This window comes from Coraliomargarita algicola (assembly GCF_033878955.1).
Classification (GTDB): Bacteria; Verrucomicrobiota; Verrucomicrobiia; order Opitutales; family Coraliomargaritaceae; genus Thalassobacterium; species Thalassobacterium algicola.
The window spans coordinates 2,254,385-2,273,993 of record NZ_CP138858.1 but is presented as its reverse complement, the minus strand read 5'-3'; the positions used below and the strand labels follow the sequence as shown (position 1 = coordinate 2,273,993).

The following is a 19,609-nucleotide window of genomic DNA, read 5'->3' as shown; positions in this document are numbered from 1 at the left end:
CAACTATCCGCTTTGACTTCAAACATTCTTATCTAGATAAATCCATTACCATGGGAGTCGGACGTAAATACACTCAAAAGGATATTGCTGCAGCAGCAAAGGTCCACCCTTCTACGGTCTCCTTAGCACTTAGCAACAGCCCTACTTTGGCTGACAAGACGAAAGAACGCATACTGAAAGTTGCGAAAGAAATGGGGTATCAACCAGACCCCTTCTTGTCTCAATTGGCCACCTATAAGAATCTTGGTCGCCAAGGTATTTTCCGAGGCACACTGGCATTTCTCATAAATCGTCATCCGCTAGAAAAATCCCCCAACGCACGACCTTTCAAGCAGTACCTAGTCGGCTCCTCCAAGCAAGCCGAGACCTATGGCTATCAACTGAAAGTATTTGATTTTGATCGGAGTAAGATCACTGGAAGCAGACTGCGACAGATCATGATAGCACGTGGAGTTAAGGGAATATTACTTTGTCCGCAACCACGGGGTATCGACCGTATTGATGACTTCGATTTCCGGAATTTTTCATGCGTCAGCTTTGGCTACAGTCTATGTAATCCGAGATTTCACGTTGTCAATAATCACCAATTTCATGCAGCCATGCTGTGCATGCAAAACCTGATACGCGTGGGCTGTAAGCGTATCGGATTTGCGATACCCCAATTCCACGACAACCGAGCGAATAACAACTACCTTGCGGGATACATGACTCACCTTGCCAAGAACCCGAACTTGCCGACATTGCCGGCCTTTACGGGAGACAGTTTTTCTCTGAATAGTTTTTCGGAATGGTTTAATTCAATCAAGCCAGACGGACTGCTGACTGTGCCTTACAGACTACCAGAATTTCTTCAACAAATGAACGTGGATACGACACAAGCCTGTAAATTGGCCATCCCCACATTAAATGATTCCGAAGGAGCTTGGTCCGGCATTGATGAAGATGGCGAAGCCATCGGTGCCGCTGCCGTTGATTTACTCGTTTCGATGATTCGACGCGGAGAAATGGGCATTCCTGCCAAACCGTCTAGTCTCTTATTCGAAGGTGTCTGGGTAGAAAACGAAAGCTTTATCAAATGAGACATTACAACATTTCAGATTACGGCGCAGTCGGTGACGGCGAAACCGTCAATACACAAGCAATTCAAAGAGCGATCAATGCATGCCGAGACTCTGGCGGCGGACGCGTCTGCGTTGCGGATGGAAGATACATTACAGGAACAATCCACTTATATTCAAACATCGAACTTCAGATTGAAGCAAACGCCACACTAGCCGCCAGCACAGACGGAGCAGACTATCCCGATTTCGACAGCGACGAACTCGATAAGAAAGATGCACCACGCGCAACTAACCGATGCTTGATATACATTGGTGGGGCCGAAAACGTTTCAATCACTGGCATGGGAATCATTGATTGCAATGGAAGTGCCTTCTGTGACTTGAAAACGGACGAGAACGGCAAGCAATGTTATGTTCGAAATACTGACTTACTACCGGCCCGCATGATCTTTGTCATGAGCAGTAAGAACGTAAATTTGTGCAATTTCACTATGAAGGAAATGGCCGGAGGCTGGGGGTGCTGGATCAACAACTGTCAATATGTCTCTGCAAATTCGGTCAAGATGTACTGTAATCCCGACTATCCGAATGCTGACGGCATTCATATAAATTGCTCCAGTGATGTGACTATCAGCAACTGCATTATCCACTCCGGCGATGATAGCATCATCGTACGCGCCAACACAAAAACCCTAAAATCACCTCGTAGTTGCGAACGGATTTCAGTGAAAGGATGTGTTCTGAGTTCAATGCACAACGCCATTCGAATTGCATGGCGTAATGATGGTTCCATCCAAAACTGCACTTTTTCTGATCTGATTATAACAGACTCAAGACAAGGGCTTACCATTGAATTGCCCGATCACTCAAATCCAACAGACTTCAGCCAAAACTATACACAGGTTCGTAATCTAAACTTTAATAACATCGTACTTGATCGAGTGACTGGTGCACCAATCAAGCTCTTCATCAATCCGGATAATCTCGTAGATTACATCCAAGAGATTCATTTCTCCAACATTACGTCCAACAGCGGAGAATTCCCACTCGTAGTTGGACGAAAAGATGCGATAATCAAAGACATTTCTTTCAATCATTGCACCTTTAATATTACCGAACAAACAAACGAATCCTACCCCATATTCAAAAATGTCGAGGGCCTAAGACTCAACGATACTGGATTCACAATAATGGAATGATCCCCCTTAAACACTATCATTGTTATCGTACATGATACCGACATCATGAATCTACATCGCTCATTCTCAAGTCTGGGCTGCCCGCAAGCCACGTTTAACCAAATTATTCATTTGGCGGAAACGCATAATATACAATCTATCGAATTGAGAACACTTGCTTCGAGTATGGATTTAACACAAGTGCTTCGACAACATTTCGGAACCACCCAACAAGCTCAGATTGAAATCAAGAAGCTCCCCGTCAAGATCAACTCCCTAAACTCATCCTGCCGAATGCTGGGGCAATCTCCCAAAGACTGGCAAGATCTATTGGAATTAGCTCCATGGGCAGACGCATTGGAAGTCCCCTTGCTAAGAGTATTCGATGGCAAACCATCGCAGGCATCTGCAGCAAACAGCCATTTAGTGGAGGCAAATATTTTCTTCGACTGGTGGAACGCTCAAAAAGCTAAAAACAACTGGCGCGTAGATATAATGATTGAAACGCATAGTATATTAACAACCAGCAAAACTATCCAGAAGCTTCAAAGAGTTCTGAAAAAGCCCGCGAGAATTCTATGGGACTCGCATCACACATGGTTCAAGGGACGAGAAGAGCCAGATTATACGTGGCGAGCGATCCGCCCATGGGTCAGCCATATTCATTTCAAAGACAGCCCGCAGCCACAAAGTCTCAACGACAAGCCGAGCTATTGCATTCCCGGTTGCGGCGAATTCCCCCTAATTCCGATCTTTCGAATATTGTGTGATGCAGAATTTAGCGGCCCCGTAAGCCTGGAATGGGAGAAGCAATGGCATCCGGAACTTCCCCCACTCGAAGAGGCACTAACTGCGTGTCAATTTCCAGGATGGGCCGTCTAGGCAGGGGGAGTTTATTCTATTAAATTACAATCTATCCTATAGAATCTTTAACTTTCACTCTGTGCGAAGCACGGCTTACCTCGCTGTTGTCCATATGCGTAGGGAGCTTAGGAAGAAGAGCTCCAGTGCGGCGACTTGGTTGAAGTTGATCTCCATCAAGCCCGCGGATTTTTCCAATGCTTCGGTGGCGCGGTGTAGGGCGCTGGCGGGGAGTTCACCGGTGTTGAGGGTTTCGATGTCGCGGGCGAAGCCGGCGGTGGCTTTTTCGATTTCTCCAAAGAGTTGTTTGCGGTAGCCCTTGCTGAGGCCGACCTCCATCGCGTCTTTTTCATCGGAGGTGATATGCTCCGGCAGGCTTTCCTTTTGCGTTTTCCAAGCGGTCGCGGTCATTTCATTGAGGATCGCTTGAAAGCGGGCGTTGAGGCCGTAGGCTCCCATCATAATGTGGGGGATGGTCTTCTTGTTGGGACCTTTTATCAGGCGTCCGAGCCATTCACGGTAGGAGACTACCCAGGATGCCCAGTCGGGGTGTTGAATGGTTTCCAGCGTCGATGGAATGCGGAAATTGAGGCAGCGACTGCGAATGGTATCGAGTAAATCGTAAGGACGGGTTGTGAGCAAAAACAAGGTGGTGCCGGCAGGTGGCTCTTCGAGGGTCTTTAAAAAGGCGTTGGCTGAGGCGGGGTTCATGCGGTCTGCGTCGATGACGATGCCGACTTTGCGGCCGCCTTGGTTGGAGCTTTTAGCAATGTCGATGACCAGCTTGCGCATGGTGTTGTTTTCTTCTGTCTTGCCCACCTTGATCAAGCGAGCTTTGCCGCTGGGGCGTAGGATGAAACAGTCCGGGTGTTCGAAGGGGTTGCGCATCGTTTCCAACAGGTGGGCGGCGATTGCGCGCACAATTGTTTCGAGGTTTTCCAAACTCTCGCCGTGTAGCAGGATGCCATGGCCCAGTCGATTTTGTGCGAGCGAGCGTTCTAGCACTTCGACTGCACGTGTCTGACGCAGTTCTTCGGGAAGGGAGTCGGATAGTTTCATTGGTGTGGATCTATGCTTTGAAATTGCTCAATAGTGTAGAAGCGCTTAGCTCAGTTTTTGGCTTAAGATCGCATCCTGAGCAAGAAACAAGACTACCTTTTCTGATGATTAAAAAAGAACGCGCCGCTTATATTCAAAATCGCTTACAGGAGCTCTATCCGGATCCGCCTGTGCCCTTGGATCATAAAGACCCTTATACTTTGTTGATCGCTGTGTTGTTGTCGGCCCAGTGCACCGATGTGCGGGTCAATCAGATCACGCCCTTACTCTTCGAGCGGGCCGATACGCCCCAGGCGATGGTGAAGATTCCGGAAGAGGAAATCCGCGCGATTATTCGTCCCTGCGGTCTGTCGCCGATGAAAGCGAAAGGCATCGCGGGGCTTTCACGTATTTTGTTGGATCAACATGGCGGCGAGGTGCCCGCCGATATGGCGGCGCTGGAAGCCTTGCCTGCTGTGGGACATAAGACGGCCTCGGTGGTGATGGCACAGGCCTTTGGGGTGCCCGCGTTCCCTGTGGACACACACATTCATAGGCTTGCGCAGCGCTGGGGGCTTACCACTGGGAAAAATGTGGCCCAGACCGAGCGAGATCTGAAGCGTTTGTTTCCAAAGTCCAGTTGGAATGACTTGCACCTGCAGATTATTTTCTATGGGCGTGAGTATTGCACCGCGCGTGGTTGCGATGGCACGGTCTGCGAGATTTGCCGTGCCGTATATCCAGAGCGCAAGCGCGCCAAAAAGACGCTTAAAGCGTAGGATCCGCTAGTAACCTGCAAGGGATCAGCCGGGGATGATCGCCGAGGCCTCGGATGGGGAGGCGGCTATTGGCCGAAGATAGAATCACTGGTGCCCAAATCAAACGATTCGGTGCCGAAGCTGCTCGACTCTGTGCTTGCGGGGGTATCGACGACCTGGTCAAAAGTAAAAGTGGCTGCACCACTATCGCTGGCTTGAATCGGTTGATTGAAGTCGATTTCGAATTCACCACGCTCGGAGCTGATCTGTGTGTGGCTCTTGGTTTCTGCTTTTACCGTCGTGAGGGCTTCTTTTTTTACTGCCAGACGGCCTGCGACTGGCTTCGTTGTCGCCGAGTCGATGATGTCAAAAATGAAATAGCTGCTTTGCTCAAATGCATGGCCCAAACTCGCGCAGGCAAGATGGATTGTGAGGGTGGCGATCAGTTGATGACTTCTGGATAGGAAACGCATTGAATCCAAATTAGGATCTTGGGCCGGGTTGTCGAGATTTGTGTCCTTTGAATTTGACTACTTGTCTTGTGTCAAATTGTCGCAATGCTGGCGGCTTTGTCCCGAATTAGCTGTGAAATGCCCGGTTTGCTGTTTTTGTTGTTTGTTTACATGTTGTTCTATATGAGATAGATATGTTTGGTTGTTGGCTCGGTTTTCAGCTGGAATGATTTATGCGAATGATGAGCTATGAATATTGATTTTAACACATTTACCGAAAAGTCTGCCTTCGCTGTGCAGGAGGCACAAAATCTAGCCCGTCATTATGGGCAGCAAGAGATCGACAGCTGGCATCTATTACTGGCATTGGTGCAGCAAGAAGGTGGCATCGTGCCTGGACTGTTAGAGCGCATGCAAGTTTCGCCCGCTGCTGTCGAACTAGCGGTAAAGCGCGAAATTGAAGCCCTGCCCAAGGCTTCCGGCAGCGTCAATGCCAGCCAAGTCTATGTTTCGTCTGCCTTGCAAAAGGCAATCGCTGAGGCGGATAAGGCCAAAGCCAAGTTGGGCGATGACTTTGTAAGCACGGAACACTTGTTCCTTGGCTTGCTCAAAGGTCCTGCGGGTAAGTTGGGGAAATTGTTGGATTCCTTCGAACTGGATCATGATAAAGTGCGCAAAGCAATTGAAACGGCGCGCGCCGGTCAAAAGGTGACCTCTCGTAATCCGGAGACAACTTTTGAAGCACTCGAAAAATATGGGATCGATCTGGTCGAACAGGCACGTAAAGGCAAGATGGACCCTGTCATCGGTCGCGACTCTGAGATCCGCCGTGTGATTCGCATTCTTTCGCGTAAGACTAAAAACAACCCAGTGCTCATTGGTGAACCTGGTGTGGGTAAGACGGCCATCGTCGAAGGTCTCGCGCAGCGCATCGTGCGCGGCGATGTGCCGGAAGGCTTGCAAGACAAGACTATCTTTGCACTGGACATGAGTTCTTTGGTGGCGGGTGCCAAATACCGGGGTGAGTTTGAAGAACGCCTTAAGGCCGTGCTGGCCGAAGTCAAAAATAGCGAAGGTCGCATTCTTCTATTCATTGATGAATTGCACACCATCGTAGGCGCAGGAAAGACCGAAGGTGCGATGGACGCGGGTAATATGCTCAAGCCCATGTTGGCACGAGGTGAGTTGCACTGTGTGGGGGCCACGACCCTCGATGAATATCGCAAATACATCGAAAAGGACGCCGCGCTAGAGCGCCGTTTCCAAACGGTGCAAGTCGATCAACCCAATGTCGAGGACACCATCTCGATTCTGCGCGGCATTCGCGAGCGCTTCGAGTTACACCACGGGGTGCGCATTCAGGATAACGCGCTGGTGCAAGCTGCTGTGCTCTCGCATCGCTATATCAGCGAGCGCTTCCTGCCCGATAAGGCGATCGATCTTGTGGACGAAGCCTGCGCGATGATACGCACTGAAATGGACTCGATGCCACAGGAGCTCGATGAGCTGACGCGTCGTGCGCTCCGACTTGAAATTGAAGAAGCCGCACTGAAAAACGAGAAGGATGAAGCGTCCAAAGAACGTCTCAAGACACTCTCACGTGAGTTGGCCGACATTCGTGAAAAAGAGTCCGCCCTTCGCTCGCAATGGGAGAGCGAAAAGGGCGCGATCGACCAGATCCGTCAAGTGCGCGAAGAGCTCGATACGACACGCATCGAGATGGAAAAAGCAGAGCGTAATTATGATTTGAATACAGTGGCTCAGCTACGCCACGGCAAAATGCCTGAGCTCGAAGCTAAGCTCAAGCAACTTGAAGCAGTTGAGGCTAAAGAGGGGGCTCTCTTGAAAGAAGAGGTCTCACAGGAAGAGATTGCAGACATCGTTGCCAAGTGGACGGGCGTGCCTGTTACACGTATCGTCGAAGGCGAGAAAGAGAAACTCTTGCGTCTGGAAGAAGTGCTGCATGAACGCGTGGTGGGGCAAGATGAGTCGGTCACATTAGTCACCGAGGCGATTTTACGAGCCCGCGCCGGCATTAAAGATCCTCGTCGGCCGATCGGAAGCTTCCTCTTCTTGGGGCCCACCGGCGTGGGTAAGACCGAGCTGGCGCGCACCCTTGCGCAAACACTCTTCGATACTGAGGATAATATCGTGCGTATTGATATGTCCGAATACATGGAAAAGCATGCCGTGGCTCGCCTGATCGGCGCGCCTCCCGGATACGTGGGCTATGATGAAGGTGGCCAGCTGACCGAAGCCGTGCGTCGCAAGCCTTATAGCGTGGTGCTCTTCGATGAGATTGAGAAGGCGCACCCCGATGTATTCAATGTGCTCTTACAAGTCATGGACGACGGGCGCATTACTGACGCCCAGGGGCACACGGTAGATTTTAAAAATACCGTGATTATTATGACCTCCAATGTCGGCAGTCGTTTTCTCACCGAAGGTGTGGTCGGAACAGAGATTCCAGACACGGTGCGTGAGTCGGTCATGGCAGAGCTGCGTCAAGGTTTCCGCCCAGAGTTCCTGAATCGGATCGATGACACTGTTTTGTTCAAACCGCTGACACTGGATGAGATTACGCAGATTGTAGACTTACTCCTGGCAGATCTGAATAAGCGCTTAGCGGAGCGTGGTATCACCATCGAGTTTGATGACGCCGCTCGCAAATGGATTGGTGAAAAAGGCTACGATCCGGTTTATGGTGCACGCCCTCTAAAGCGCTTTTTACAAAAGCAAATCGAAACTAAGCTCGCACGTGGCTTGCTTAGCGGCGACGTCGCAGAGCAAAGCACCGTCTTGTTTAAATTGGAAGACGGCGCGCTGACCATGGAATCGCTCGACCGAGTCGAAATCCTGTAGTGCGTGTGCTCTTAGCTGCCCGCCCGCAGCTAAGGGCGCCGCATCGCCGGTCCATTGCAAAATCGAAGGCTTGCACTTCATCTTTGAATGTTTAGCTTTCCGTTATGAAATGGATTTTAGCTGTGGTCGCATTATTATCGGGTTTGTTGGGTGGCTTTCTGTTGGCACCTCGTTCTGCGGAGTCATCCTGGGATACTGGTTCATCCGCCAGCAATGCTCCAACGGGAGGGACCGCCTCGGCGGCGGCTGCTCGGGCTGCTGATCGGCAGGGGAGCGCTCCTGCCGCGGCAGGCGGCGCAGGGGCATCGGGCGCGGGCGGCGCCGAGTCTATTACGGAGGCTTGGCTGGAGTCTTTGGACGATCTTGACACTTTTGATCAGATTGGTGCCTTGCATGCTCGTTTAAAGGATCTGGACGTCTCCAAATTTCCTGAGCTGATGAAGAAGTTAGGGAGCTATGCCGGTTCTGCGGTCAACTGGCAGGTGCGCAGCATGATTGCGACTCGCTGGGCTCAAGTCGATCCACAGGGCATGCTAGACTATGCGAAGCAAGAAAAAGGCACTGTTTCGTGGAGTCTTTATAGCACTGTTTTTTCCGCGTGGTCGAAGCAAGACCCGCAGGCAGCTTACAGCGCGGCACTCAATCTGGATTCTCAGCGTTGGCAACAAGCGGCGATTCAATCGGTCGTCAATACCGTGGCGGAGACAGACCCGCAGCGAGCCATTCATATGGCTCAAGAATATTATGGTAATCAGGTCAGCGGGCAAGGACGTTGGTTGTATCAATCCATATATCGTAATTGGGCGCAGGAAGATGGAGCCGCGGCGCGGCAGAGTGCATTGCAGTTAGAGGAGGGCGCCGCAAAGTCAGCTGCGCTGGCCGGGGCCATGTCCGATTGGATGACAAAGGATCCGATGGAGGCGCTGGCTTGGCTAGACTCGTTGCCTATGGACAGCGCGATTTATGGTTCGCGCAAACAAGTCTTTCAGAATTTGCTCAATCAGGATATTGAGGTGGCTAAAGAGTATATTGATTCGGTGGAGAATCCTCTGGAGCGACGCCAAGTGCTCGAAAATTTACAGTTTCATAACTTTGCATGGCAAAAAAGCTATGAGGAGATCCAAGAAGTTTTTGATTGGCTCGGCACAGTCGCGACTGGGCAAACTTATGATAATCGCGTAAGTAGTATTATACAGGCGATGACACAAAACGATCCAGACCGTGCGATTGATTTTGTGCTTAATATGGGCCCTGGTAATGCACGTATGAACGGCTTGAATGCGATCGGAAGTAAACTAGTTGAAATCGATCCACAGTTGGCCTTCGATTTTGTGGATAGTCTGCCCTATGAGGACGAAAAGCGACGCGCGCTTGGAAGTATGGGCTGGCGCCTTTCGCAGCAGGGAGTCGAGTCGGCTAGTGTATTGGTGGGGGCGCATACGGACCCAATCGTGCAGCGTCAATTAGCCTCGCGCATCTCGGGTGAGTGGTCGAAGTATGATCAGACCGGAGCATTGGCTTGGTCGGAATCACTATCGGATGAACAGGCGCGAAAATCCGCGATGCGCTCTGTGTTAAATAATTGGATCGAATCTGACCCCGCGGCAACTTTAGCTTATGTGAGCACGCTAGAGGATAGCGATTCGGGCTCTGTACTACGTGATGCCTACACCAGTTGGGCACGTAATGATCCACAGGCGGCGGTATCTTGGCTCGATCAATTGCCTGAAAGTGCCGAAGCGCGTAAAGCCGACATCTATCGAGGTGTGGCGAGCAGCTTCATTAATCATGATCCGATGGCTGCATCGGAGTGGATTGCAACTCTGGAGGAGGGCCCGGCACGGGATCAATCGGTCGAGACGCTGGTGAATAACATTTCTAAAACTGATCCGGAAGCGGGTTTCATTTGGGCAGTCACGGTGGGAGATGATAATAAGCGTAAGAACACGCTGAATCGCAGTGTGCAGGAATGGATCAAGACCGATATTGAGATGGCTTATGAAGCCGTCGTCGATGCCGAGATCGAAGCCAGCGAAAAAGAACCTTTGCTCAAGATGTTTGAAGGTAAGCTTTAATTGATTCTTTTATCCAAATTGCAGCTCGCAAGATGACTGCAGTTGTGGGTCGTGCAAAACGCACGCAAGCGGCGCCTTTGTATGTGGGCTATAGAAGAAAGATTATTTTCCCTGATTGATTCTTGATCGCGACCTATAGCTGGTCTTTACGCGTGTAGACAGGCTTAGAGAGTTTTTTTACTAACTTTTTTTGACGAAGTCGTATGAGGGTGCGGTGTTTCGGCATGGAGTTTGCGTAATTGGACGGCATGGATATAATACGCATTCTTCTCTCGATTCTCTTACCACCTGTTGGGGTCTTTCTTCAAGTTGGGATTGGCCTCCAGTTTTGGATCAACATTGTCTTAACGCTGCTGGGGTACATTCCTGGCATCATCCACGCGCTTTACATCATACTGACTCGTGATTAAGCTGGGGGTGCTGAGTTTAAGTTAGCTGCAGCTATGCTTTGCGCAGCTTATCGACATTTAAGTAATAAAAAACCTGCTGATGAAAAAAAATTCATCAGCAGGTTTTATTTTTGGCAAGTGGGGGAGCGCTCTAGTATGAGGACTCTGGCATGCTAGCTACGCTGCTTGCCTTCCGCGCGCCAGTGGTTACTTATTGAGTTCACTGGCAGGTTGGACCTGCTCAGCGCTTGGTTTTGTGCGAGTGCGACCTTTCTTCTCATCAGCTCGCTCTTTCTTGTGTGGAGCCAATCCCCCTGGTTTGAGGAAGAACAGAATTATGAGAGTTATCGCTAAGATCATTGCGACTGCAGTGAGTATATATCCGTACATGGTAAGCTTTCTTTGAGTGTTGTGGATGTTATTCAGTTGCATGGGATCATGCGACCTAGTGCAAGAGGCACCGTTGTCTAATTAGAAAATGGCATGCCAATGCGGCGGGCGTATCCGTAAGTGATTGTTTATAAGTTTGATGTTCTATTGGCGACCTTTCCCGTATGAGACATTATTGCAAAATGCGTTATTAAACATGCTTTTAACGGGCTAATTGCATTCTTGATATTGATGCTTTTCTAACAGTGAGGTATATCCTGTTGGTATATCGTGCCTTGCGTTGTGGTATTATTTTTTGGCACGGAAAATGGGTTAGTGTGCGTTATGGATACAATAACAGCACCTACATCAAGTGACCACGTGAACCACCAAATTGCAGATGATTTGGACCTAGCAGCGCATTCAGAGCATTGGCTAGCTCCGGAGCTCTTAAAAAAGTTAGCCTCACTTCAGGGCTGGAGCTTGGAGCAAGACGCCAACTCGTTGAATCTGGAGAAATACTATAGCTTTAAAGATGACGAAGCAGCTCAAGAGTTTGCCAACACGATTGGTGTATTCCTCAAAACAAATACGGTGCTCATTATGCTTCAAAAGTCAGAAGATCGCCCTTTGGTGGTCATCACCATGCGCGCCAAGGCTACAGCAGAATCTGCGTTGATTCTGTGTGAGATTGCAGACGAGAGTGAACGCAAATATGAGATGGTCGCAAGTTGCACCGAAGATGCTGCTTAAATTTGTAGATTGAGCCGCTCTTCATTTGAGACGTTTTCAAATGCAGGGCGGCTATCAGCTTTTGCGTTATTGGCTCACCGCAGTTCCATGTTTCAGAAAATTGTAGATACCGTCAAGTCGCGTGCCAATGCATCAGGCAGCCAGTTATCTTTTATGGGTTTGGCATCCTTCTTGGAGTCTACTGTGGTGCCCATTCCCTTGGAAGCGATTCTGATACCTTATTATCACAAACATCGCGAAAGCCTTTGGCGCACCGCAACTGTAGTGACCCTTGCCTGCCTGTTAGGGGCCAGTGCTTTTTATGCAGTCGGGGGGCTCGCTATGGATGGCTGGGGACGTTCTGTGATCGAAACCTTCTCTAGTTCTGAGGGCTTCGAATCTTTGAAGCAGGCTTTAAATGAACATGGCTTTTGGTTGATACTAGCCGCGGGCATCTCGCCGATACCTTTTCAAATTGCGATGTTGGGAGCGGGCGCTGTGGAATACCCCTTTCTTCCTTTCATTTTGGCCGCTGCACTGGCTCGTGGTATTCGCTATTTCGGCCTCGCCTTGTTGGTGCAAGTATATGGAGAGCGCGCATTGAACATGTGGGACGAAAATAAGCTGAAGGCTTCGGCTGTCGCCTTGGTTTTGCTAGCCAGCGTATACGGACTCGGGCGTTGGATTGAGTCAAGTTTGATGGGCTAGTTGGCGCTACTGATCGTTTAGTTCGGCTTTTGTGATCTTTCGCTCTCAAAAACTCTTAATTGCAACCGTTAACCTAAAACCAGAAATATTATGATAGATAAAAAAATACCCATCCTAGACATCGAATCGAAGCTTGAATTGATCGATCCCATTATTAAGGAATCCGGTGGTGTTCGGCTATCGGTTTTCCTCCCTATTTACAATCAGGGCGTCGAAATTCGCCAGAACGCGATCCGCTTAAAGGACTTAGTCGATGAGGCTCGTTCGGGCCTTCAGCACGCAGGCATGGAAGAAAGTCAGGTGGATCGTTTCTTAGCACCGCTCATGGATTTGATCGAGCATCCAGAGCAATTGCGCCAAGCGTCACCGGGAGTGGCACTATTATTGGATGCCTGCTCTTTGCGCCGCATTCATTTGAACTATGCGGTTTCACCGATGTGCTGTGTGAGTGATCGTTTTGCTGTGAAGCCCCTGCTCCCAATCCTGCAATCAAATCCTGTCTATACAGTATTGTCTTTGAATCAGGGCGAGGTGCGGGTCTATCGTGGAATCGGCAGCGAGCTGCAAGCTGTCGAGGTGGAGGCGATGCCTCAGGCAATCGGAGACTTGACCGAGTTTGACGATCCAGAGAAGACTTTACAGAATCACTCTGCAACTCGCACTTCCCGTGCAAACACTACGGGGTCTACGCCTGTATCCGGTTTTCACGGACATGGTATGCCCGATACTTATAAAGAAGATCTCAAGAGGCGCTTTTTTCAACAAGTCGCACAAGCGATTGAATCCTTCTTAGTCGATAAGAAGGACCCTCTCATTATCTTTGGGGTCGCGGGTAACATCGGTCATTTCAAACAGGTGAATGCTTCGAGTCAGCGTATTTACATCTATGCAGATCGAGATACCAGTCATTGGGATGTCACCCGGCTTGGAAGTGAATCATTGGAGCTTCTGCAGCCTGAGTTAGAGCAGGCAACCACTGCTAAACTAAACCATATTGAGGAAGCTGTGGGGCATGGTGAGGAAATCGCAGGTATTGCAGAATGTGCGATCGCAGCCGCCATGGGCCGTGTGGAGAGTGCCGTTGTCGCCGAGGATGAAGCGGTCTATGGTAAATGTGATATTGATCGGTATCTTTGCTGGATTGCTTACAATACTGGCGCTGCTAGACGCGAAGCGCGCACCCTTACTCGTTCCCAGAAGCCTTGTCCATCGAGATCACTTTGTTTAATTGCTGTCGCATTATTGAAGTCTTGCTGCAGCATTTCAGTGACCTGCCGATTGAATGCTCTATCACTCACGACCGCACTCAATTCGAAGTTGAGTCTAAATGAGCGATTATCGAAATTTGCCGATCCGATGATGCAATAATCATGATCAGACAGAATGATTTTTTGATGCATGAAGGGGCTGGTATATTGAAACATTTCTGCCCCGGCAGCTTCTAGCTCACGTATATAGCTCCATGCTGCGAATTGGGCTAATCGTGCGATGAGGGTGTCGGTCTCATCGGGGATCAGTATTTTGACTTCAACCCCTCTTAATGCAGCAGCTTGTAGAGCGCGCACGATCACGTCGTCGGGTACGAAGTAAGGACTCGCGATCCAAAGTCGCTCTTCCGCGTGGTGAATGACATCGAGTAAAAAGAGGGTATAGCGCTCGAAGCCATCGGTTGGGCTAGAGGGCAGGCTGGCCACCGCTACATCTTGCCCTTGTTCACTGTGCGATTTTGGCTGCCAGTTTAAATCTTCGAGCACTTCATCACGTGACCAGGCCCAATCCTGTAGAAAGCTTACTTGCAAGGTTTGTACGACCGGGCCATCAAAGCGAGCCATTGTATCACGCCAGTTCATGTAGTCGGCCTTTACATTCATTCCTCCAATCCACGCCGAGTGTCCATCCACGACAATTAGTTTACGATGGTTTCTGAAATTGAGACGGAAGAGTTTGTTCCACTGAGGCACGACATTGAAACTGACTGACTGCACGCCCGCTTGATGCATGGGTGCTAAGTAGTCGTCACTCACTTTTGTGCCAATGTCGTCATAGATCACGTAGCAGGCAACACCGGCTTGGGAACGCTCGATGAGTCGCCTGGCCAATTCGGAGCCTACTTCATCATCTGCAATCGTGAAAAATTGAATCAGCACATAATCTTGAGCTTGTGAGATTCCCTCAAATATAGATTCAAAGGCTTTGGGGCCATCGGGGAGCAATTCTGCGGCATTGCCTCGAGTGGCTGGTAATGGGAGTAAAGTGTCTCTGAGCGCTGCGGAGCCTTTGAACGTCTCTGCAATTAAGTTTTGTTGCTCTAAGGTCTCATGCAGTCGTTGAATTGTCGGCTCGATCTGTGATGCGTAAATTTGCTTTTCTTCAATGTACTCCTCGAAGTCGACTTCTCCGAAAACCAAGTATGTCGGCACGGATATGAAAGGTACGGTGTTTAGCGCCAAGACCCAGGCTGTGGTGCCCTGTGGCGTACGGGCACTCATGAGCGCATTCAGCGACATAAAGAAACCAATAATATGGAAGCTAACGAGCGCACTCCAAAATAGAATGTATTTGCGAGATCTTTTCCGGGTGCACTGCTTATGTATATTTTTTCTGAGACTTGGCATTAGTTCGAATGGTTGAGTTCCTCACTTCTATCGCAAAGTGCCTGCTATTCTTTTCTTTTCGGAGTATTATTATGACGTTACTTGCTTGGGGCATTGGAGGCATTATTTTTTACCGCCATGGGTTTAGTGAGAAAGGACTTACAAGAAAAAGGCCGGGTGATAGAACACCCGGCCTTCTTTTTTAAATGTAATTCAAGCAGGCGATTTACATTTCAACTTGGATTTTGTTGACGATTCGTAGATCCGTCGTGGCTGCGAAGGCTTTTTCGATTTGGTTTTTGAGTGCTTGGCTTTCAACTTCGCCTTCGAGGTAGACTGTGTTGTCTTCGATTTCAGCTTCGACCTCAGCGAGGTCATTGTCTTCGACGCTGAGGCTGGATTTTACATCGTGCCACATCTTGCCGAGTTTGTTCTCAGCTTGATCCCACTGTTGCTGGTGGGCGGTGCCGCGCTTCATCGACTGGCGTTGATGGTCGATGTAGGCCTTAATCTCGCTTTCTGTGGTGTCCACTGTGAAGCGATTTTCGGCTTCATTATGAGTCAGTTGATCGTAGGGCAAAGATACGTGACTCTCGCCTAAGCCCCATGTGCCACCGACTGAGAGATAAGCAGTGGTGAGTGTGCCGTCTTTGGCATTTACCTGGATGTCATTAACGCTGCCAATTTCGACGCCATACTTGTCGTATACTGGAGTGCCGGTGAGATCTTCGACGGTTACCTTAGTTTCGATTCGATCGTTTTGGATGAGTTTATAATTCTCACCAAGATCTGGAGATTTGGCGAAGCCAGTTGCGCTGATAGCAAGAATGGAAGCGTATGTGATTACTGTCTTTTTCATAGTAGTCTATTTCCTTCGTTTTTATGTTTAGGCCGCGAACCAGTGGGTGTCGCGATCAATAGTCTTTAAACAGGCAGCATGCCAACATGCTTGAATTACCTGGATGCCTGAGCACGGTTTCGTCTCTTTGAGGATTTTGTATGCTGCATAACTTCTTGTTTTTCAGCTGTCTATGCAGTGATATCCTTCTCTCTTTTTTTGGGAGGATTTTTATTTAAAGAGATCTGGCACGAGAATGCAGGCCCTTTGTCTCATGCAAAACGCAGCTGTTTTTGAAAGTTCTATTGCAGCTTGCAAGTATGTGTGTGGCAGCTCTTTTTCTATCATTCAGCCGTGACATACTCGACGCTCGGTATCAGCGAAGAGCCTACGGGAGCGCTTAAATTTGTGACAGCCTTAGAGGCTCTGACTGGAATTATTCTATTAACATGGTCAGCTACTTTTTTTATAGCGTGATGGGGCGAGCACCAGAGCGCGAATAATCGTGGCGTGGCGGATTAATAGCGCCGCGTGGGGGCGACTCTAAGTGTCTCGTAGCGGCTGGGATCGATTTCCTGAATGAAGCGACTGGGGTTGAGGCGCATGACTTGATTGCCTTGATTGTTGAGCATGGGGTAGCTCATATAGAGTTCTTCTTCCGCGCGAGTGACGGCCACATAGAAGAGGCGACGCTCTTCTTCCAAGTCGCCCGCATCAATGGTGCGTTTGAGTGGGAAGGTGCCATCGGCCAGCCCGATCACAAAAACCACGGGAAATTCAAGGCCTTTGGCTTGGTGGATCGTGGTCAATCGCAAGCAGTTCTGTTGTTCTTCCGGGCTGCGTTCATTACTTTCGGAGGCGAGTAATACTAGTTGAGCAAGCAATTCCTCCATCGTCTCAAAGCGGTTGGCGAAACTGACCAAGCTCTGCAAGTCATCGGCGCGGTCAGTCCAGTTGGGATAGATCTCACGGATGTAGCTGCTATACCAACCGTCGAGCGCGAGTTGAATGATTTCTTCCGGTGCGCGTTCAGTGAGGGCGGCAGATACTTCGCGAATCGTCTCGGCGAGTGAGGGCCATTCTTCCTTGGCGTCGGCGGGCACTTTTTTGAGCACTTCAGGCGAGACCAGTACATCGCAAAAGTTCTTTTCTAGTTTGGCTGCGCGCTCGCGAGTGAATTTATGGATACGCTCCGCGGTCTTGGGGCCGACCTTGGGCAGTAGGCAGGTGAAGCGAGCAAAGGCGGATACGTCGGCCGGGTTGGAGGCGAAGCGCAGCTGCGCGGTGAAGTCTTTGATGTGGGCTTGTTCGAAGAAGCGCACGCCACTTGTGATCTGGTAATCGATTTTTAGACGTGTGAGCTCCATTTGCAGGTCCATTGCCTGAAAGTGGGCGCGGTAGAGGATGGCGATATCGGAGAGGTTGCGTCCTTCATCGACCAGTCCCTCAATGCGTTCGATAATAAATTTAGCCTGACCGCGTGTGTCCATGACGGGCACAAAGTAGGGGCGTTCGCGTGAGGGTTTGATGGCGCGCAGCTCTTTGGAGAATCCGAGGCCGCTCGGTTGTGATGCCAGTACGGCATTGGCAAAGCCCAAGATCTCGGGCGAGCTGCGGTAGTTGGTTTCGATTTTGTGTACCTCGGCTCCGGGGTGGCGTACTTCGAACTGCATGATGTTATCGAAATCGGCGCCGCGCCAGGTGTAGATGCACTGTGCGTCGTCGCCGACGGCCATTACTTGGTGATGGCCTGCGAGTTGATCCACGATGTCAGACTGTAGGCGATTGGTGTCTTGGAATTCGTCGACCAGGATGTGTTTAAAGCGCGCTTGATACTGTTCGCGAATCTCGGCTTGCTCGCGCAGTAGTTTGAGGAAGTATTCCAAGAGGTCGTCGTAATCGACCACTTGTTGATCCAGTTTGGCCTGCTTATAGGCCTTGTAGAATTTATCGACCTTGTCGGCCATGCCGTCGAGGAAGGGGTAGCGCTCATCAGCCTCTTCGCGTGGTTCGCGGCAGGTGTTGCGCGCGTAACTGATCATGTCCGCGACCACTTTGGGCTTGGGGTTGTTCTTGGTTTTGATGAACTTGGAGTCGATGGTCTGAATGACGTTTTTAAGGATCGCTTCCGCTTCGCCTTGATCAAGTATCGTATAGTTACGCTGGAGGCCGACCAGATCACCGTGTACGCGCAGGATGCGTTGTGCGATGCTGTGGAAGGTGCCGCCCCAGAGCTGGCGACCATTGATGCCCGTGAGCTCTTCCACCCGTTCCAGCATTTCGCGTGAGGCTTTGTTGGTAAATGTGAGCAGTAGGATTTCGTAGGGTTGCACGCCTTGGTGCAGCAAGTAAGCCACTCGATAGGTGAGGGTGCGGGTCTTTCCTGAGCCTGCGCCAGCGAGCACCAAGGCCGGGCCTGGCTCAGAGGTAACGGCGGCATATTGTTCGTCGTTTAGTTCAGCTTTGAAATCGATGGGAGGGAGTGGTGCTTGCATGGAAAGTGTGAAGTGTGAGCGGCAAGTGTGAAGTGGGGCCCGCCCAGCGCAAATGGAAAATAATGTACAGAAAATGAGCCCGTCGGCAATGCCGACGGGCTCATTTAGGTGCACAAGTTGCAGCTGCGCTAGATTTGTTGGCGGCCCCCGGTTACAGGATAAATTTCTCCTGTGATATAACTGGCCTGCGGCGACGCTAGAAATACATAGGCGTGCGCTAGTTCTGAAGGCTGCGCGGGTCTTCCAAGCAGGGTGTTTGAGCCAAAGTTTTCTATTTTATCCTCCGGCATGGTATTTGGAATGAGAGGTGTCCATACCGGGCCAGGTGCCACGGCGTTGACACGTATCCCTTTATGGATCGCAAATGATGCGAACGATTTTGTCATACTCGCGATTGCCGCCTTAGTAGCTGCGTAAGGGAGCAAATAGGCTGAGGGATCAAAGCTTTGTATGGATGCTGTGTTAATAATACAGCCACTTTCCCGAATTATATCTAAGGCATATTTGCACAGATAGAATGTTCCGAATGCATTGATTTTAAAGGTATTCTCGAATTCTTCTATATCGATTGCATCAGCAGTTTGATAGGTTGTTTGCGTCGCTGCGTTGTTGACTAGAATGTCCAGTCTTCCGAATTCACTGTTTACTTGTTGTAGCAGTTGCTTGCAGTGTTCGGCTTTACTTTGGTCGAGTTGATAGGCGCAGGTTCGCACGCCAGCCTCTTGTTGTAAGAGTTGTTGCGTGCTCTCTGCATCGCTTTGGTTTTTGTGGTATGTGAATGCGACATCAGCTCCTTCGCGTGCATTGGCAAGTGCGATGGCTCTGCCGATTCCACTGTCACCTCCTATGACTAGTGCGACGCAGCCTGATAATTGCTGGTGGCCTTTATAGCTTTGTTCTCCATGATCTGCTGGAGGATTTAGTTCGTCGCTTGCGTCGCCTGCTCCAGCAGCTGATTTACCATCAAAAGGAGGACGTGCTCCGATATACAGCGGGTTGGGGCGATTTGGTTTTTGGTTTAACTTCATAGTGGCTGACTCTTTGAGGTTATATAATCACGCGCGTGGCGTGAGCGGACCGCACAGAATGTGCACGGGCTATGCCAAGCACATGAGTTAAATGCAGAGGTGCTTTGTAACTGCTTTATGTTCAGTTGCATGGGCTTTTACTGCTTTTAGTGCGGCATGCATCAGCCACAT

At 49.9% G+C, this 19,609-nt stretch carries 15 protein-coding genes and 1 pseudogene; 10 read left to right on the top strand and 6 right to left on the bottom strand.

Going from position 1 to position 19,609, the window contains the following annotated elements; translation table 11 throughout:
- Nucleotides 1-50 precede the first annotated feature (50 nt).
- From SH580_RS08960 to SH580_RS08950, 3 genes are all read left to right on the top strand, one after another.
- Complete coding sequence (locus tag SH580_RS08960) at nt 51-1,079, top strand: LacI family DNA-binding transcriptional regulator (RefSeq protein ID WP_319834659.1); 1,029 nt, start codon at nt 51-53, stop codon at nt 1,077-1,079.
- Nucleotides 1,076-2,260 carry a glycoside hydrolase family 28 protein gene (locus SH580_RS08955; RefSeq protein ID WP_319834658.1) on the top strand — a complete coding sequence of 395 codons (1,185 nt, stop codon included), beginning with the start codon at nt 1,076-1,078 and terminating at the stop codon, nt 2,258-2,260. Before SH580_RS08960 ends, SH580_RS08955 begins: the two co-directional genes overlap by 4 nt.
- A 165-nt stretch (nt 2,261-2,425) precedes the next feature.
- Entirely contained in the window at nt 2,426-3,121 is a 696-nt protein-coding gene (locus SH580_RS08950; RefSeq protein WP_319834657.1) for a sugar phosphate isomerase/epimerase family protein, read from the top strand.
- 75 nt (nt 3,122-3,196) lie between these two features.
- Here the strand turns inward: SH580_RS08950 and SH580_RS08945 are convergent, their stop codons facing one another.
- The gene (locus tag SH580_RS08945) at nt 3,197-4,159 is read right to left on the bottom strand and encodes a DNA polymerase III delta subunit-related protein (RefSeq protein ID WP_319834656.1); all 963 of its coding nucleotides are present in this window, start codon (nt 4,157-4,159) and stop codon (nt 3,197-3,199) included.
- Nucleotides 4,160-4,263: 104 nt separating this feature from the next.
- Here SH580_RS08945 and nth point away from each other — a divergent pair, with 104 nt between their 5' ends.
- Nucleotides 4,264-4,917: an endonuclease III gene (gene nth, locus SH580_RS08940; RefSeq protein WP_319834655.1), complete on the top strand. Its 654-nt coding sequence runs from the start codon at nt 4,264-4,266 to the stop codon at nt 4,915-4,917.
- Between the two features lie 65 nt (nt 4,918-4,982).
- Here the strand turns inward: nth and SH580_RS08935 are convergent, their stop codons facing one another.
- The gene (locus tag SH580_RS08935; RefSeq protein WP_319834654.1) at nt 4,983-5,369 is read right to left on the bottom strand and encodes a hypothetical protein; all 387 of its coding nucleotides are present in this window, start codon (nt 5,367-5,369) and stop codon (nt 4,983-4,985) included.
- 228 nt (nt 5,370-5,597) lie between these two features.
- On the opposite strand from SH580_RS08935, the gene clpB reads away from it, so the two are divergent.
- The 6 genes and pseudogenes from clpB to SH580_RS08905 all read left to right on the top strand — a co-directional run.
- Nucleotides 5,598-8,210: an ATP-dependent chaperone ClpB gene (clpB, locus tag SH580_RS08930; RefSeq protein WP_319834653.1), complete on the top strand. Its 2,613-nt coding sequence runs from the start codon at nt 5,598-5,600 to the stop codon at nt 8,208-8,210.
- 104 nt (nt 8,211-8,314) lie between these two features.
- Nucleotides 8,315-10,285 (top strand): hypothetical protein, encoded by a 1,971-nt coding sequence (locus SH580_RS08925; protein ID WP_319834652.1) that lies wholly within the window; start codon nt 8,315-8,317, stop codon nt 10,283-10,285.
- Between the two features lie 248 nt (nt 10,286-10,533).
- A complete protein-coding gene (locus SH580_RS08920; RefSeq protein ID WP_308949889.1) occupies nt 10,534-10,695 on the top strand; it encodes a YqaE/Pmp3 family membrane protein in 162 nt (53 codons plus the stop codon).
- 729 nt (nt 10,696-11,424) lie between these two features.
- On the top strand, nt 11,425-11,796 hold the full coding sequence (locus SH580_RS08915) for a hypothetical protein (RefSeq protein WP_319834651.1): 372 nt from the start codon (nt 11,425-11,427) through the stop codon (nt 11,794-11,796).
- Between the two features lie 87 nt (nt 11,797-11,883).
- Entirely contained in the window at nt 11,884-12,483 is a 600-nt protein-coding gene (locus tag SH580_RS08910; RefSeq protein ID WP_319834650.1) for a YqaA family protein, read from the top strand.
- A 90-nt stretch (nt 12,484-12,573) separates the two neighbouring features.
- Nucleotides 12,574-13,539 (top strand): annotated as a pseudogene (locus SH580_RS08905) (baeRF3 domain-containing protein); the annotation flags it as partial.
- 89 nt (nt 13,540-13,628) lie between these two features.
- On the opposite strand, the gene cls reads toward SH580_RS08905, so the two are convergent.
- From cls to SH580_RS08885, 4 genes are all read right to left on the bottom strand, one after another.
- Nucleotides 13,629-14,990 carry a cardiolipin synthase gene (gene cls, locus SH580_RS08900; protein ID WP_319835001.1) on the bottom strand — a complete coding sequence of 454 codons (1,362 nt, stop codon included), beginning with the start codon at nt 14,988-14,990 and terminating at the stop codon, nt 13,629-13,631.
- Nucleotides 14,991-15,303: 313 nt separating this feature from the next.
- Nucleotides 15,304-15,936 (bottom strand): PRC-barrel domain-containing protein, encoded by a 633-nt coding sequence (locus tag SH580_RS08895; protein WP_319834649.1) that lies wholly within the window; start codon nt 15,934-15,936, stop codon nt 15,304-15,306.
- 497 nt (nt 15,937-16,433) lie between these two features.
- A complete protein-coding gene (locus SH580_RS08890) occupies nt 16,434-18,410 on the bottom strand; it encodes an ATP-dependent helicase (protein ID WP_319834648.1) in 1,977 nt (658 codons plus the stop codon).
- Nucleotides 18,411-18,538: 128 nt separating this feature from the next.
- Nucleotides 18,539-19,438, bottom strand: coding sequence for an SDR family oxidoreductase (locus tag SH580_RS08885; protein WP_319834647.1), 900 nt, complete (start codon nt 19,436-19,438; stop codon nt 18,539-18,541).
- Nucleotides 19,439-19,609 lie beyond the last annotated feature (171 nt).

What these genes read in the sequence shown, in the direction of transcription:
- SH580_RS08925 (WP_319834652.1), top strand. Translation starts at nt 8,315, where the DNA reads ATGAAATGGATTTTAGCTGTGGTCGCATTATTATCGGGTTTGTTGGGT.
- clpB (WP_319834653.1), top strand. Translation starts at nt 5,598, where the DNA reads ATGAATATTGATTTTAACACATTTACCGAAAAGTCTGCCTTCGCTGTG.
- cls (WP_319835001.1), bottom strand. Translation starts at nt 14,990, where the DNA reads ATGTCGCTGAATGCGCTCATGAGTGCCCGTACGCCACAGGGCACCACA.
- SH580_RS08910 (WP_319834650.1), top strand. Translation starts at nt 11,884, where the DNA reads ATGTTTCAGAAAATTGTAGATACCGTCAAGTCGCGTGCCAATGCATCA.
- SH580_RS08895 (WP_319834649.1), bottom strand. Translation starts at nt 15,936, where the DNA reads ATGAAAAAGACAGTAATCACATACGCTTCCATTCTTGCTATCAGCGCA.
- SH580_RS08890 (WP_319834648.1), bottom strand. Translation starts at nt 18,410, where the DNA reads ATGCAAGCACCACTCCCTCCCATCGATTTCAAAGCTGAACTAAACGAC.
- SH580_RS08885 (WP_319834647.1), bottom strand. Translation starts at nt 19,438, where the DNA reads ATGAAGTTAAACCAAAAACCAAATCGCCCCAACCCGCTGTATATCGGA.
- SH580_RS08955 (WP_319834658.1), top strand. Translation starts at nt 1,076, where the DNA reads ATGAGACATTACAACATTTCAGATTACGGCGCAGTCGGTGACGGCGAA.
- SH580_RS08960 (WP_319834659.1), top strand. Translation starts at nt 51, where the DNA reads ATGGGAGTCGGACGTAAATACACTCAAAAGGATATTGCTGCAGCAGCA.
- SH580_RS08945 (WP_319834656.1), bottom strand. Translation starts at nt 4,159, where the DNA reads ATGAAACTATCCGACTCCCTTCCCGAAGAACTGCGTCAGACACGTGCA.
- SH580_RS08935 (WP_319834654.1), bottom strand. Translation starts at nt 5,369, where the DNA reads ATGCGTTTCCTATCCAGAAGTCATCAACTGATCGCCACCCTCACAATC.
- nth (WP_319834655.1), top strand. Translation starts at nt 4,264, where the DNA reads ATGATTAAAAAAGAACGCGCCGCTTATATTCAAAATCGCTTACAGGAG.
- SH580_RS08950 (WP_319834657.1), top strand. Translation starts at nt 2,426, where the DNA reads ATGGATTTAACACAAGTGCTTCGACAACATTTCGGAACCACCCAACAA.
- SH580_RS08920 (WP_308949889.1), top strand. Translation starts at nt 10,534, where the DNA reads ATGGATATAATACGCATTCTTCTCTCGATTCTCTTACCACCTGTTGGG.